General features: G+C 54.2%; 12 protein-coding genes. 9 read left to right on the forward strand and 3 right to left on the reverse strand.

The genetic code is table 11. The features are described 5' to 3' along the window. The first annotated feature begins 504 nt into the window (after positions 1–504). The 4 genes from FY046_RS17880 to glnB all read left to right on the forward strand — a co-directional run bounded on the left by FY046_RS17880 (position 505) and on the right by glnB (position 4,512). On the forward strand, positions 505–1,935 hold the full coding sequence (locus FY046_RS17880; RefSeq protein ID WP_133845846.1) for a sensor histidine kinase: 1,431 nt from the start codon (positions 505–507) through the stop codon (positions 1,933–1,935). After that, a complete protein-coding gene (gene qseG / locus FY046_RS17885) occupies positions 1,935–2,666 on the forward strand; it encodes a two-component system QseEF-associated lipoprotein QseG (protein WP_133845847.1) in 732 nt (243 codons plus the stop codon). The genes FY046_RS17880 and qseG overlap by 1 nt, the downstream gene beginning before the upstream one ends. Beyond that, entirely contained in the window at positions 2,663–3,997 is a 1,335-nt protein-coding gene (gene glrR, locus FY046_RS17890; protein ID WP_133845848.1) for a two-component system response regulator GlrR, read from the forward strand. The genes qseG and glrR overlap by 4 nt, the downstream gene beginning before the upstream one ends. A 176-nt stretch (positions 3,998–4,173) precedes the next feature. Continuing rightward, positions 4,174–4,512, forward strand: coding sequence for a nitrogen regulatory protein P-II (gene glnB, locus FY046_RS17895; RefSeq protein ID WP_062744629.1), 339 nt, complete (start codon positions 4,174–4,176; stop codon positions 4,510–4,512). Positions 4,513–4,569: 57 nt separating this feature from the next. On the opposite strand, the gene hmpA is transcribed toward glnB, so the two are convergent. Continuing rightward, positions 4,570–5,754, reverse strand: a complete 1,185-nt coding sequence (gene hmpA / locus FY046_RS17900; protein WP_446186332.1) for an NO-inducible flavohemoprotein — start codon at positions 5,752–5,754, stop codon at positions 4,570–4,572. Between the two features lie 332 nt (positions 5,755–6,086). Here hmpA and glyA point away from each other — a divergent pair, with 332 nt between their 5' ends. Continuing rightward, positions 6,087–7,340 carry a serine hydroxymethyltransferase gene (gene glyA, locus FY046_RS17905; protein ID WP_133845850.1) on the forward strand — a complete coding sequence of 418 codons (1,254 nt, stop codon included), beginning with the start codon at positions 6,087–6,089 and terminating at the stop codon, positions 7,338–7,340. 121 nt (positions 7,341–7,461) lie between these two features. Then, on the forward strand, positions 7,462–8,598 hold the full coding sequence (locus FY046_RS17910; RefSeq protein ID WP_133845851.1) for a 3-phenylpropionate MFS transporter: 1,137 nt from the start codon (positions 7,462–7,464) through the stop codon (positions 8,596–8,598). Here the strand turns inward: FY046_RS17910 and csiE are convergent, their stop codons facing one another. Next, the gene (gene csiE / locus FY046_RS17915) at positions 8,599–9,867 is read right to left on the reverse strand and encodes a stationary phase inducible protein CsiE (RefSeq protein ID WP_133845852.1); all 1,269 of its coding nucleotides are present in this window, start codon (positions 9,865–9,867) and stop codon (positions 8,599–8,601) included. A 201-nt stretch (positions 9,868–10,068) separates the two neighbouring features. Between csiE and FY046_RS17920 the strand changes: the two genes are divergently transcribed. Continuing rightward, positions 10,069–10,647 (forward strand): DUF1007 family protein, encoded by a 579-nt coding sequence (locus tag FY046_RS17920; protein ID WP_446186333.1) that lies wholly within the window; start codon positions 10,069–10,071, stop codon positions 10,645–10,647. Then, positions 10,638–11,639: a nickel/cobalt transporter gene (locus FY046_RS17925; protein ID WP_446186334.1), complete on the forward strand. Its 1,002-nt coding sequence runs from the start codon at positions 10,638–10,640 to the stop codon at positions 11,637–11,639. Before FY046_RS17920 ends, FY046_RS17925 begins: the two co-directional genes overlap by 10 nt. 62 nt (positions 11,640–11,701) lie before the next feature. Here FY046_RS17925 and suhB read toward each other — a convergent pair whose 3' ends face one another. Next, a complete protein-coding gene (gene suhB, locus FY046_RS17930; RefSeq protein WP_133845855.1) occupies positions 11,702–12,505 on the reverse strand; it encodes an inositol-1-monophosphatase in 804 nt (267 codons plus the stop codon). A gap of 268 nt (positions 12,506–12,773) precedes the next feature. Here suhB and trmJ point away from each other — a divergent pair, with 268 nt between their 5' ends. Next, on the forward strand, positions 12,774–13,499 hold the full coding sequence (gene trmJ / locus FY046_RS17935) for a tRNA (cytosine(32)/uridine(32)-2'-O)-methyltransferase TrmJ (protein ID WP_133845856.1): 726 nt from the start codon (positions 12,774–12,776) through the stop codon (positions 13,497–13,499). Positions 13,500–13,647 lie beyond the last annotated feature (148 nt).

Here is a 13,647-nt window from a genome sequence, read left to right on the forward strand (position 1 = left end):
TTGTCGTTAAATGGAGACGTTTAATTTATTGATTTTAATGGTAAAAATTAAATTTATCTGTGGGTGTTGTTATATGGCGACACTTAACCGGACCCGATGGTCAAAATTACCTGCCCGATGAATACTTCCAATGTATAAGGTTTTATTTATTAATGGCTTATAAATTTATTTTCAATGTGGCATGTTAATTGCTATAATCACCTCAGTGGCTCATTCACCTGGTTATGACAGCCCTGCGTAAGCGGACAAGTGCTCATAACACCCAGAATGACGCACAATACGGTGCCTGTCGTCCACCTCACCGATAATCGTTCACTCTGTGACGTTATCAAACATCGGACGCAACGTTGAGTAAGGCACCACCTATTCAGTTACGCTGGCTCACCGGCGTAACGCCAGTGGCCGGTTCAGTGAACCGGCCATTTTCATTTTACGCTTTCACACTTTCTTCTCTGCTCACTCTCAGCTAGCATCGCCCTAACTCCTGGAAAGAGAAATTGTGTCGTGAAGAAATGGCGTCTGTTACCGCGATCGCTACGTCAGCTGGTGCTGATGGCGTTTTTACTGGTGTTATTACCGCTGCTGGTGCTGGCCTGGCAGGCATGGGAAAGCCTCTCGGCGCTGAGCGACCGGGCGGCCGATACCAATCGCACCACGCTGACCGATGTGCGTCGCAGCGAAGCCATGGCCCGTACCGCCCTGGAACTGGAACGTAGCTACCGCCAGTATTGCGTGTTAGATGATCCGATGCTGGCACGCCTCTACCAGACGCAGCGCAGCCGCTATTCACAAATGCTGGATGCCCACGCCCCGGTACTGCCGGATATTCGTACCTGGCAAAGCCTGCGTCAGAACCTCACTCAACTCAGCCAGATGAAATGCGAAAACAGCAGCCCGGTGTCGCAGGCCGCCGATCAGCTCGAGCTGTTCTCTGCCGCCAACGGTCAATTGGTTCAGGCTACACGTGAAGTGGTGTTCTCACGTGGGTTACAACTGCAACGAGAGATTGCCGAACGCGGCCAGTATTTTGGCTGGCAGGCATTGATTCTTTTCCTGCTCAGCCTGGGGCTGGTGTTGCTGTTTACCCGTATGATTATCGGCCCGGTAAAAGCGGTAGAGCGCATGATTAATCGTCTGGGGGAAGGGCGGCCGCTGGGGCACAGTCTGGCGTTCAAAGGCCCGCGTGAGCTCCGTTCACTCGGACAGCGTATTATCTGGCTCAGTGAGCGGCTGGCCTGGCTGGAGTCGCAGCGTCATGAGTTTCTCCGCCATATTTCCCATGAATTAAAAACACCGCTGGCCAGCATGCGTGAGGGCACTGAATTGCTGGCTGACGAGGTTGCCGGGCCGCTGACTGCTGACCAGAAAGAGGTGGTCAGCATTCTTAACGACAGCAGTCGTCATCTGCAAACGCTGATTGAACAGCTGCTGGACTACAACCGAAAGCTGGCTGATGGCCCGGTAGCGCTGGAAGATGTTCAGCTGCGGCCGCTGATCGACTCACTGGTTGCCGCTCACAGCCTCACGGCCCGCGCTAAACAACTCCATATCAACATCGACCTTAAGGCTGACAGCTGTCGTGCCGAACCGACGTTGTTGTTGAGGGCAATCGATAATCTTTACTCCAATGCGGTACACTACGGCGCTGAATCTGGAAATATCTGGATCCGCAGTCTTCAGCAAGGAAACCGCGTGGTGATTGAGGTAGCAAATACCGGCCCGCCTATTCCTGCGGCTGAGCGAGCAATGATCTTTGAACCGTTCTTCCAGGGAAATCTACAGCGCAAAGGCGCGGTAAAAGGAAGCGGGCTGGGATTAAGCATTGCGAAAGACTGCCTGCGCCGGCTGCAGGGCGATCTGCAACTGATCGACAGCGTTGATGCTGATGTCTGCTTTCGCATCGAATTAAACACTACCGCCGGGACGTTATTATAATGCAATCATCACGTTTTTCTGCCTTACTGCAACACGGGCGTATGGGCAGACTGACCGGCGCCTTCATACTGGCGTTTGGCCTGCTGGGGTGTAGCCAGCAGCCGTCGCAAAAGGTGGCCAGCCGCGCCGATATCACACTGAATGAGCCTGATGTTAAAATCGTCGACTATCAGCTGGTGTCCTGTGAGCATATATGGGCATTTAACGATGAGGCCGCAACGGGTAATCCTCTTTACTGGCTGCGCGCTATTGACTGTGGCATCCGGCTATCGCCAGCCGATGCACGTGCTGAAGCACGGCGCTGGCCAACGGATAACTGGCAGAGTGCCTTCAAACAGGCCGTATTGTTGAATAATGGCAATATTACCCCCGTTGAGCGTCGCCAGTATTTGAACCGTCTGGACAGTTACAGCTATGATTATCCGGCCTCTGTGCGCCCGTTAATGATGTTGTGGCGTGAAGGGCAGGGATCGCTTTTACAGCTATCCGAAGAGCGGATGCGTTATGCCCACCTTCAGGAGAGCAGTGATGGTCAACTGGATGGGCTGCGTCAGCAGCAAATCGCCCTGAAGAACGATCTCGCTGTCACCCGGCGCAAACTTGATACGCTGACGGATATTGAACGCCGACTCTCTTCGCGTCGCTCCCCGGATGCCACTGACACCAACAGCCACGGTAATGACAAAAACAACCCGGCTGATAACGCGTCACAGGATGATGACAATCCATGATCAAAAAATCGGCACGGTTACTGCTGGTAGATGATGACCCCAGCCTGCTGAAACTGCTGGGGATGCGTCTGAGCAGTGAAGGGTTCAGCGTTACTACCGCTGAAAGTGGTCCGGACGCGCTGCGCGTGCTTAACCGCGATACGCTTGATCTGGTGATCAGCGATCTGCGTATGGACGAAATGGACGGTATGGCGCTGTTCGCTGAAATCCAGAAGCTCCAGCCAGGCATGCCGGTCATTATTCTTACCGCCCACGGTTCCATTCCGGATGCCGTGGCGGCAACTCAGCAGGGCGTATTCAGTTTCCTGACTAAACCGGTCGATCGTGATGCGCTGTATAAAGCGATAGATGATGCCCTGGTCCATCGGGCGCCGACCAGCGATGAAGCCTGGCGCGAAAGCATTGTCACCCGTAGCCCGCTGATGCTGCGCCTGCTGGAGCAGGCGCGCATGGTGGCGCAGTCGGATGTCAGTGTACTGATTAACGGACAGAGCGGAACTGGCAAAGAAGTGCTGGCGCAGGCTATCCACGCGGCCAGCCCGCGTGCAGGTAAAGCCTTTATCGCTATTAACTGCGGCGCGTTACCGGAACAACTGCTGGAATCAGAACTGTTTGGTCATGCGAAAGGGGCCTTTACCGGTGCCGTCAGCAGTCGTGAAGGGCTGTTTCAGGCCGCAGAGGGCGGCACGCTGTTCCTCGATGAAATTGGTGACATGCCGCAGGCGTTGCAGGTGAAATTGCTGCGCGTCTTGCAGGAGCGTAAGGTACGCCCGCTTGGCAGTAACCGCGACCTCGACATTGATGTGCGTATTGTCTCTGCCACCCATCGCGATCTGCCAAAAGCGATGGAAAAGAAAGAGTTTCGCGAAGATCTGTTTTATCGTCTTAACGTGGTGAATCTGAAGATCCCTGCACTGCATGAGCGGGCAGAAGATATTCCCCTGCTGGCCAATCATCTGTTGAAGCAGTCGGCTGAACGGCACAAACCTTTTGTACGTAGCTTTTCCACCGATGCCATGCGACGTCTGATTGCCGCTGCCTGGCCGGGCAACGTCAGGCAACTGGTGAATGTGATTGAACAGTGTGTCGCGCTGACCTCCGCGCCAGTGATTGGAGAGGCGCTGGTGGAACAGGCGCTGGCAGGAGAAAATACCGCGCTGCCTACTTTTGCTGAAGCCCGCAACCAGTTTGAACTCAATTATCTGCGTAAATTGTTGCAAATGACCAAAGGCAATGTGACTAACGCGGCAAGGCTGGCGGGGCGTAACCGTACTGAGTTCTATAAACTGTTATCGCGTCATGAGTTGGATGCTGCCGATTTTAAAGAATAATTTTCACTGCGGTAACGCTGCCTGATTATGGTAGTTTAGCTGCCTGAAAAGAGACGGACGTCCGGTATACCTCAGACATGTTCGGTCTGCTGCCCGTACGCAGGCAGGCTGAGCGTAACGGGTATATAGTTAACTGATTATCCGTCCGGGCACGGAGGGAGAGAAAAGGGTCTGCCATGAAAAAGATTGATGCAATTATCAAACCGTTCAAACTGGATGATGTGCGTGAAGCGCTGGCGGAAGTCGGCATCACCGGGATGACCGTGACTGAAGTGAAAGGCTTTGGTCGTCAGAAGGGCCACACCGAGCTGTATCGTGGCGCAGAGTACATGGTCGATTTTCTGCCAAAAGTGAAAATCGAAATCGTGATTGCGGACGACATCGTGGATACCTGCGTTGATACCATCATGCGTACGGCGCAGACCGGTAAAATCGGCGATGGTAAAATCTTCGTGTTCGACGTTGCGCGCGTGGTGCGTATTCGTACTGGCGAGGAAGACGAAGAAGCGATCTGATTGTCGTTTTCGGGGTCCCAACGGGCTGACCGCATTGCGCGGCCAGCCCGTTTGCTTTTATAACGCTTTATGCGGCCCGAACACTTCGTAGTGGATGTGCTCTTTTTTAACCCCTAACTCTAGCAGCCCCTTTTCTTCCGCTTCCATAAAGGCCAGTGGGCCGCAGAGATAATAGTGCATTGCCGGATCGCTGACGCGTGATTCCAGCGGCAGCAAGTTCATCAGCCCACGCTGGTGATATTTCCCTTCATCCTGCGCCTGCGGATGGTTGTACCAGATGTGTTGCCAGAACTGCGGCAACTGCGCCCCCAGCGCGGTCACTTCCTCAGCGAAAGCATGGGTTGCGCCATTCTCGGTGGCGTGCAGCCACTGTACTGTGGCGGGATGTTTATCTTTCGCCAGCTGGTTTAGCATCGCCAGCATCGGCGTCAGGCCGACACCACCCGACATCAGTGTCACCGGCGTCTCAGCCGTGATATCAAGGAAGAAATCCCCGGCAGGGGGGGCCAGATGAACGCGCTGGCCGGGCTGCTGCTGATGCAGCCAGCTGGACATCACACCGCCTTCATCATGGCGCACGGCAATACGATAGTCACGACCGTTGGGCGTGCGCGTCAGGGAATACTGGCGAATCTCCTGATTCTCAAAACCCGGGTCTTTCACCCATACCGCCAGATACTGCCCGGCTTTATAATCTGCGACCGGTTGGCCATCGACGGGAGTCAGGATAAAACTTTTGATCACGGAACTCTGCGGGACGATCTCGCTGATAACAAATTCACGATGGCCACCGCGCCAGCCGCCGACTTTTTCTTCGGTTTCTTCATAAATCTGCTCCTCACGCTGTACAAAAATTCCGGCCAGTACGCCGTAGGCTTTGCCCCATGCTGCCAGCACCTCTTCACCCGGATGCAGCATTTCATCAATACTCGCCAGCAAGTGCTCACCGACGATCGGATAGTGATCGGGACGAATAGCGAAACTGGTGTGTTTCTGCGCAATTTTCTCTACGGCAGGGCCCAGCGCGGCGAGGTTATCCAGATTGCTGGCGTAGGCGCAGATGGCATTAAACAGCGCTTCCGGCTGATTACCTGTGCTCTGGTTGCTCATATTAAAGATGTCTTTCAGCTCAGGGTTGTGGGCAAACATCCGCTGATAGAAATGCGAGGTCAGGCGAGGGCCGAGTGCAGCAACGGAGGGGATAGTAGATTTGACGATGGCAATGGTTTGGCTGTCCAGCATGGTGTGCTCCTTAGCAAGAAATTAAACATGTATTTAAAATGCATGTTATTCGCAACATACTCCGCTGTAAATACACCTTTAGAGTGAGAGGGTATTTTTCCGCACGCGATGTACGGTCTTGTTGAAAAAACAGCATCTGGCAGATGAGGAGAATTCCTTATCCGGGACTTGCAAAGAACAGTAACTAACCCTTGCCACACCTGAAGCCAATCGTTTGCGTAAAAAGGCAGTGGTTAAGCTATTCAACAGGTGCATAAACAGTTTAAACTATTGCCCATCGCTCCCCAGCGGGGGCATTCATTATTGCAAGTCAGTTGAGTCAGGAGATGCAAATGTTAAAACGTGAAATGAACATTGCCGATTATGATGCCGATTTATGGCAGGCGATGGAGCAGGAGAAAGTGCGCCAGGAAGAGCACATCGAGCTGATTGCTTCAGAGAATTACACCAGCCCACGTGTTATGCAGGCTCAGGGATCTCAGCTGACCAACAAGTACGCTGAAGGTTATCCGGGCAAGCGCTACTACGGTGGTTGTGAGTACGTGGATATCGTTGAGCAGCTGGCTATCGACCGTGCTAAAGCCCTGTTTGGTGCAGACTACGCCAACGTGCAGCCGCACTCCGGTTCCCAGGCTAACTTCGCGGTATACACTGCGCTGCTGCAGCCGGGCGATACCATTCTGGGTATGAACCTGGCACACGGCGGTCACCTGACTCACGGTTCCCCGGTTAACCTGTCTGGTAAGCTGTATAACGTCATCCCTTACGGCATCGATGAGACCGGCCAGATTGATTACAACGAACTGGCTGAACTGGCGAAAAAGCACCAGCCAAAAATGATCGTTGGTGGTTTCTCTGCTTACTCTGGCGTGTGCGACTGGGCAAAAATGCGCGAAATCGCAGATACCGTTGGCGCTTACCTGTTCGTTGATATGGCGCACGTGGCGGGTCTGATTGCGGCTGACGTGTACCCTAACCCGGTACCTCATGCGCACATCGTGACCTCCACCACGCACAAAACCCTGGCAGGCCCACGTGGCGGCCTGATCCTCGCGGCTGGCGGTGACGAAGACCTGTACAAAAAACTGAACTCTGCTGTCTTCCCTGGTGGCCAGGGTGGCCCGTTAATGCACGTTATCGCGGGTAAAGCGGTTGCCTTCAAAGAAGCGATGGAACCTGAGTTCAAAACCTACCAGCAGCAAGTGGCTAAAAACGCTAAAGCAATGGTGGAAGTGTTCCTGGCACGCGGCTACAACGTGGTTTCTGGCGGTACGCATAACCACCTGTTCCTGCTGGACCTGGTAGACAAAAACCTGACCGGTAAAGAAGCTGACGCAGCCCTGGGCCGTGCCAACATTACCGTGAACAAAAACAGCGTACCTAACGATCCGAAAAGCCCGTTTGTGACTTCAGGTATTCGTATCGGTTCCCCGGCTGTCACCCGTCGTGGTTTTAAAGAAGCAGAAGTGCGCGAACTGGCAGGCTGGATCAGCGATATTCTCGACAATATCAATGATGAAGGCGTGAGCGAGCGTGTGAAGAAGCAGGTGCTGGAAATCTGTGCACGCTTCCCTGTATATGCATAAATCCGTCCTTACCTCCTGATTTAATGGGAGCCTGAGTACAGATAGCGGGACACGAAAGTGTCCCGCTATTTTTTTATCCTGTGCGGCGGTGTACATTAGCCTCCACTTTGTCGGAGGGAAAATGACGATACGTTCCACGTACTGGCTTGGACTGAGCTACTTCACCTATTTCTTCGCCTATGGCGTCTATTTACCGTTCTGGGGCGTCTGGCTAAAAGACAGCGGCCTGCAACCGGAAAAAATCGGCCTGCTGCTGGGCTGCGGCATGATTGCCCGCTTTGCCGGTAGCCTGCTTATCGCCTCACGCGTCACTAACCCTTCACGACTGATTAGCGTCCTGCGCCTGCTGGCTTCGCTGACGCTGTTATTTGCGCTGGGCTTCTGGGCAGGTTCCCAGTGGGTGTGGCTGCTGCTGGTGATGGTCGGATTCAATCTGTTCTTCTCACCGCTGGTGCCGTTGAGCGATGCGCTGGCCGCAACCTGGCAGCGACAGATCGCCCTGCCTTACGGTCCGGTGCGGTTGTGGGGTTCCCTGGCGTTTGTGATCAGCTCGGCGCTTACCGGTGTGCTGGTGACACATTTTTCCTATCACGCCATCCTGATGCTGCTGTGTGTGGGATGCGGGGCGATGATTGCAGGTATGATGCTACGCCCGGCGGTGATGCCGCAGGGGATGGAAAAACAAACCGAACATAGCGGATGGGCGCAGTGGAAGCAGATGCTCAGTGAAACCGCCGTCTGGCGCTTCCTGCTATGCGTGACGCTGATGCAGGGGGCGCATGCCGCCTACTACGGCTTCAGTGCCATTTACTGGCAAGAAGCAGGCTACTCGTCGAGCATTGTGGGCTATTTATGGTCGCTGGGCGTCGTGGCTGAAATTGTGGTGTTTGCCGCCAGCAACCGACTGTTCCGCCGCTGGAGCGCACGCGATCTGCTGTTGCTGTCCTGTGTCTGTGCTGTTTTACGCTGGAGTATGATGGCGTCGTCCACGGAACTGGGTTGGCTTGTCGTTGCACAAATTCTGCACTGTGGCAGTTTCACTATTTGTCATCTGGCGGCTATGCGCTTTATCGCTGCCCGCGACGGGAGCGAGGTGATCCGCCTGCAGTCAGTCTATTCCGCACTGGCAATGGGTGGTGGCATTGCTCTGATGACCATGGTGTGTGGTGTGCTGTTCCAGCACCTGCAAGGCGGCGTGTTCTGGGTGATGGCTCTGCTGGTTGTGCCAGTGCTGTTCCTGCGGCCAAAAGTGACCTGATTATGACTCCAGCAGCAGGCGGATACTGCGCTGCTGGTGTTCGCCCAGCGGCAGTTCAGCATGGATCAGCGGTGGTGAGTAGAGCGGCAGCGGCGTGGCATAAGGCGTGATCACCAGCGCGATCCCTTTCGGTGCGCTGTGGCGCTGAAAGTCGGCAACATCCTGGTACTTAATCGTCAGCGGCAGCAGCGTCAGTTCACGCAGCTGCTGCTCAACCTGCTGCTCCAGTTCGCTATCACGACCAATCAATAACAACACCTGCTTCTCTTGCAAGGCGCTTTCCTGCATCAGCCATGCGCCAAAAATAATCGCAATCAGACCCATCTCTTCATCGGTGAACTGCACGCTGTATTGTTGTTCCAGCGCGGCGATAGCCTCACGCGTAGTACGCAGCAGACGCGGGTACTGCTGGGCGATATCGTCAACCAGATTGTGATCGATGCCGATGGAAAACAGAGTACGCTCCAGCGCCTGCGCCAGATGCGTATAAAGTTGTGCGCTTAGGCCCGCGTCATTACTGAATACCATGCCAGACAACGCCTGAAAGCGCTGAATTAACAGCTCCACGGACTGGAGAAGTTGGCGTTCATGAGCGCTGAGGGTGTGTTGTCTCTGGGGAACATGCAGTTGGCTGAAGAGCAGGGCGAGTAACGCAACCTCATTAACCGCCGCCTGATAGCCACGTTTACTCCAGCAGCGGGCAATCGCCTGTGCCAGTGAAAACTCCGGTTTACCTTCGATCCAGTGCAGTTGCTGTGCGGTAAAGTCCGGCTGGCAGTGCCAGGCGAGAGCATAGCGCAGCCAGACCTGTAAAAATTGGGTATCGCGAGCGCTGAACTCGCGGTCCAGATGAAGTGAACAATACTGGACCAGTGCTGCCAGGTTATGCTCATCGTACAAGGCCTTATCCACTGGCAGCGTCTGAAGTTGTTGCTTAATGACGGAGGAAAAGTCGTTATGGATAAACGCCGGAGACAGCCGCAGAGCCCGCCGTAAGTTATGTAGCAGGCACAGACGCTGATCTAAATGCGTTCCACGAAGGCGCAACGCGCCCAGCTCATCCAGCTCAATGGCAAGATGGTGATAGCGCTGGATTTCCTCTGCCACCTCCGCTATATCTTGCCGGGTTACGGCGTGATCCACACCGTTAAGCTGGCAAACCGATTCCACAGTGACGAAGGATTCAGGCAGGCAGAGCATTAAAAGCAGGTGGCAACGGCGCTGTGGACTGGAGAGGACAGACATTTCAGGTGAGTGTGTACTCATCATCTGTGATCCCAGTAGCGATTGATTATGCTAAGAATAGCCTTAGCCAGCCACGTTGTGGTCAATCGAGTCAGTTTTATTCAGAGCTTTTAAGACAGGTCACAAAAATAATCGACAAAAACTGGAGTGGAGTTTAATTTGTTACATTATAACAGGTGTGCAGTGGGGGCCGCAGGGCTGATAATCGTTTTGTCCCCGGTTGCCATGGCGCATCCGCACAGCTTTATCGATATGCAGACCACGCTGGTTCATCAGGGCGATCGGCTCACCGGGCTGAAAATGCGCTGGGTGATGGATGAAATCACCTCTGCCGATCTGTTATACGATGCAGGAACGGCAAAACCGGATTCAGTGGTTTGGAAAAAACTGGCGGCAGAAGTGATGGCCAATGTGTTAGGCCAGCATTACTTCAGCGAATTCTGGCACCAGAAGCAGCCGGTAAAATTCGATAATCTGCCGCCGGAATACCATCTTTCGCGGCAGGGCCATCAGGCGGTGCTGGAGTTTATTCTGCCGCTGGCACATCCGCAGGCGCTAAAAGGCCAGCGATATACGTTTTCCACTTTTGATCCCACTTACTTTGTAGATATGTATTACGACTCTGAAAAAGCACTGACAGTCCCGGCAGAACTGGTATCACAATGTCATTTCGAGCTGCAAACCCCCAAACCGGATGCCTCCATGCAAGCCTATGCGCTGTCACTGGATAAAGCAGATGCGCCAGCGGAAGAGATGGATCTTGGTCGCCAGTTTGCCCAGACGGTGACGCTGATATGTCAGTAAGTGGCCTCAGCCGCGCTCCGCGTAGAGGGGCGATATGGCCGTTCGCGCTGTTGATGTCAGGGATGCTCCTGGGAGGGCTGTGGATTTGGCAGCACTGGCCGCAAATCCTGTTGCAAAGCATTATGTGGCAGAAGAGTCTGCATCAGCAGATGACCGGGCTGTTACAACAGGTTGCCAGCAATCCTCATCAGGCCGGGCTGGCGCTAATGGGTTTCAGCCTGCTTTATGGCGTATTACATGCGCTCGGCCCCGGCCATGGCAAAGTGGTGATAGCCACCTTTCTTGCTACCCACCCGACGAAAATGAAAACCAGCCTGCAACTGACGCTGGCCGCGGCTGTAGTGCAAGGGGCAGTGGCGATTGCGCTGGTGACGATAATGCTGGGCGTGTTGCAACTCTCTTCGCGCCAGATGCATCTCAGCAGCTATTGGCTGGAAAAAGGGAGCTATCTACTGGTGATCGGCCTGGGCCTGTGGCTGTGCTGGCGAGCCCTGAAAAAATTGTGGCTGCAGCTGCGCCCGGCACCTGTCCGAATGACCATCACCCGTATTTTGCCTGCGGGGCATCAGCACAGTGAACACTGTGGTTGTGGGCATCAGCATGTGCCGGACAGTGCGATGTTGTCACAGGCGACGGGATGGAAAACGAAGGTCGCGGTGGTACTGTCGATGGGGTTACGACCCTGCTCGGGGGCCATTATGATGTTGCTGTTTTCAAAGGTGATCGGTGTTTACTTCTGGGGGGTGCTATCCGCGCTGGTCATGGCACTGGGCACGGCGCTAACGGTATCGGGCATGGCGCTGGTGGTACAGCTCTCGCGTTCCCTGGCACAGCGTTTAACGCGCCATTCAGGATCTGCTGCCTGGCATGTAGTGGCATTGAACTGTCTGGCTCTGACCGGTGGCGTGCTGCTGATTGCCGCTGGAGCCATGCTGTGGCTGAGTGCGCAACCCGCGATGTCAGGCGGTATCCGACCGATGTTCCTGCAGTAAATCTTGCGCAGGGGGCAGGCATGCCTGACTCAGGGCGCGGCATGCCGCGCCCCTGGGACGAATTAACGCTTCAGCGCTTCACTCAGTTCATCACGCATGTTGGCCAGCATCGCTTTCACGACGCGTGGGTTACCTGCAACGATGTTACCTGAATGCATATAACCATGCGCGCCAACAAAGTCAGTCACCAGACCGCCAGCTTCACGCACCAGCAGCTCACCCGCGGCGAAATCCCATGGCTTCAGACCAATCTCGAAGTAACCGTCCACGCGACCCGCAGCCACATAAGCCAGATCCAGCGCAGCAGATCCGGTGCGACGGAAGTCAGCACACTGGGTGAACAGTTTGCCGAGGATATTGATATACGGAGTGGCGTGCTGCTTCAGTTTGAACGGGAAGCCGGTGGCCAGAATGGTGCCATCCAGATCGCGGGCGGTGCCGCCGCGCAGACGATAGCCGTTAAGCTGGGTGCCCTGGCCGCGTACGGCGCTGAACAGCTCATTACGCATTGGATCGTAAACAACGGCAACTTCAGTACGGCCTTTGATGCGAACGGCAATAGAAATACAGAAGTGGGGAAGGCGTTTGATGTAGTTGGTGGTGCCATCCAGTGGATCGATAACCCATTGCACATCCTGGTCTTCGCCTGGCAGTTCACCGCACTCTTCAGAGATGATGGTGTGCTGTGGGTAAGACTTGCGGATCACTTCAATAATCTGGCGTTCCGCTTCACGGTCAACATTGGTGACAAAGTCATTGCTGCCTTTCTGGCTGGCTTCGACGGAGTCCGGGGTTTCATAGTGCTTGGCAATTACGTTTCCGGCCTTGCGCGCAGCGCGCACGGCAATGTTGAGCATTGGATGCATAGTTAAGTTTCGTCTCGCTGGATGTTAAAGAACGGTTTACCCTTCATGCTTGAAGCTGTCGCTGTGTTAGCTGCACTCACTCACCCGAATCACTTACTTAAGTAAGCTCAGTGGGATTCGCTCTCTTGCTGCCTTGCTACAGCATCAATCACTTTGGATAAATATCATAATCTGATAGAAAACGGCGCGTAGTATAGCAGGGCAGAACGGCAAATGTCCTGGAAATATGTTAGCATCGTCGAATTAACTCTCAGACCCCAGAATCCTTATGCTGCAAAATATCCGAATTGTGCTGGTGGAGACCTCTCACACTGGCAACATGGGCTCTGTCGCTCGTGCGATGAAAACCATGGGTTTAACGAACCTTTATCTGGTCAATCCTCTGGTCAAACCGGACTCACAGGCTATTGCCCTGGCGGCCGGTGCCAGCGATGTGATTGGCGATGCGAAAATTGTCGACACTTTCGATGAAGCGATTGCCGGGTGTGGCCTGGTGGTCGGCACCAGTGCGCGCTCGCGCTCTCTGCCGTGGCCGATGCTCGACCCACGCGAGTGCGGTTTAAAAAGTGTGGAAGAGGGCCAACAGGCGCCTGTTGCGCTGGTATTTGGTCGCGAACGCGTTGGCCTGACCAACGAAGAGTTGCAGAAGTGCCACTACCACGTCGCCATTGCTGCTAACCCGGACTACAGCTCGCTGAACCTGGCGATGGCTGTGCAGGTCATTACCTATGAAGTGCGTATGGCCTGGCTGCAGTCGCTGGAAGCGGAGCAAGAAGCGCCGGTTGAGTCACCTTATCCACTGGTCGATGAGCTTGAGCGCTTCTATCAGCATATGGAGAAAATGATGATCGGCAGCGGTTTTATCCGTGAAGCCAGCCCGGGGCAGGTGATGAGTAAAATGCGTCGCCTGTTTACCCGTGCTCGCCCTGAACGTGACGAGCTGAATATCCTGCGTGGGATGCTCTCTTCACTGGAGAAGCCACGGGGCGAGTAAGGGTGTATCGGTGAATAAAATAACAGCATAATAGTTGAGTATTTTACTTGGTTAAATAGTTGAGTGTTTTAGTAGGTTAAATACTTGACCAATTTAGTCAGGAATGTCAGACTTGCGTCCATATTTTGTTAACACCCATCCAGGGTTA

It is taken from the genome of Erwinia sp. 1181_3 (assembly GCF_052824965.1).

Excerpts from the sequence above, each read along its gene's own strand:
- qseG (WP_133845847.1), top strand. The coding sequence starts at position 1,935 with ATGCAATCATCACGTTTTTCTGCCTTACTGCAACACGGGCGTATGGGC.
- glrR (WP_133845848.1), top strand. The coding sequence starts at position 2,663 with ATGATCAAAAAATCGGCACGGTTACTGCTGGTAGATGATGACCCCAGC.
- glnB (WP_062744629.1), top strand. The coding sequence starts at position 4,174 with ATGAAAAAGATTGATGCAATTATCAAACCGTTCAAACTGGATGATGTG.
- hmpA (WP_446186332.1), bottom strand. The coding sequence starts at position 5,754 with ATGCTGGACAGCCAAACCATTGCCATCGTCAAATCTACTATCCCCTCC.
- glyA (WP_133845850.1), top strand. The coding sequence starts at position 6,087 with ATGTTAAAACGTGAAATGAACATTGCCGATTATGATGCCGATTTATGG.
- FY046_RS17910 (WP_133845851.1), top strand. The coding sequence starts at position 7,462 with ATGACGATACGTTCCACGTACTGGCTTGGACTGAGCTACTTCACCTAT.
- csiE (WP_133845852.1), bottom strand. The coding sequence starts at position 9,867 with ATGATGAGTACACACTCACCTGAAATGTCTGTCCTCTCCAGTCCACAG.
- FY046_RS17920 (WP_446186333.1), top strand. The coding sequence starts at position 10,069 with ATGGCGCATCCGCACAGCTTTATCGATATGCAGACCACGCTGGTTCAT.
- FY046_RS17925 (WP_446186334.1), top strand. The coding sequence starts at position 10,638 with ATGTCAGTAAGTGGCCTCAGCCGCGCTCCGCGTAGAGGGGCGATATGG.
- suhB (WP_133845855.1), bottom strand. The coding sequence starts at position 12,505 with ATGCATCCAATGCTCAACATTGCCGTGCGCGCTGCGCGCAAGGCCGGA.
- trmJ (WP_133845856.1), top strand. The coding sequence starts at position 12,774 with ATGCTGCAAAATATCCGAATTGTGCTGGTGGAGACCTCTCACACTGGC.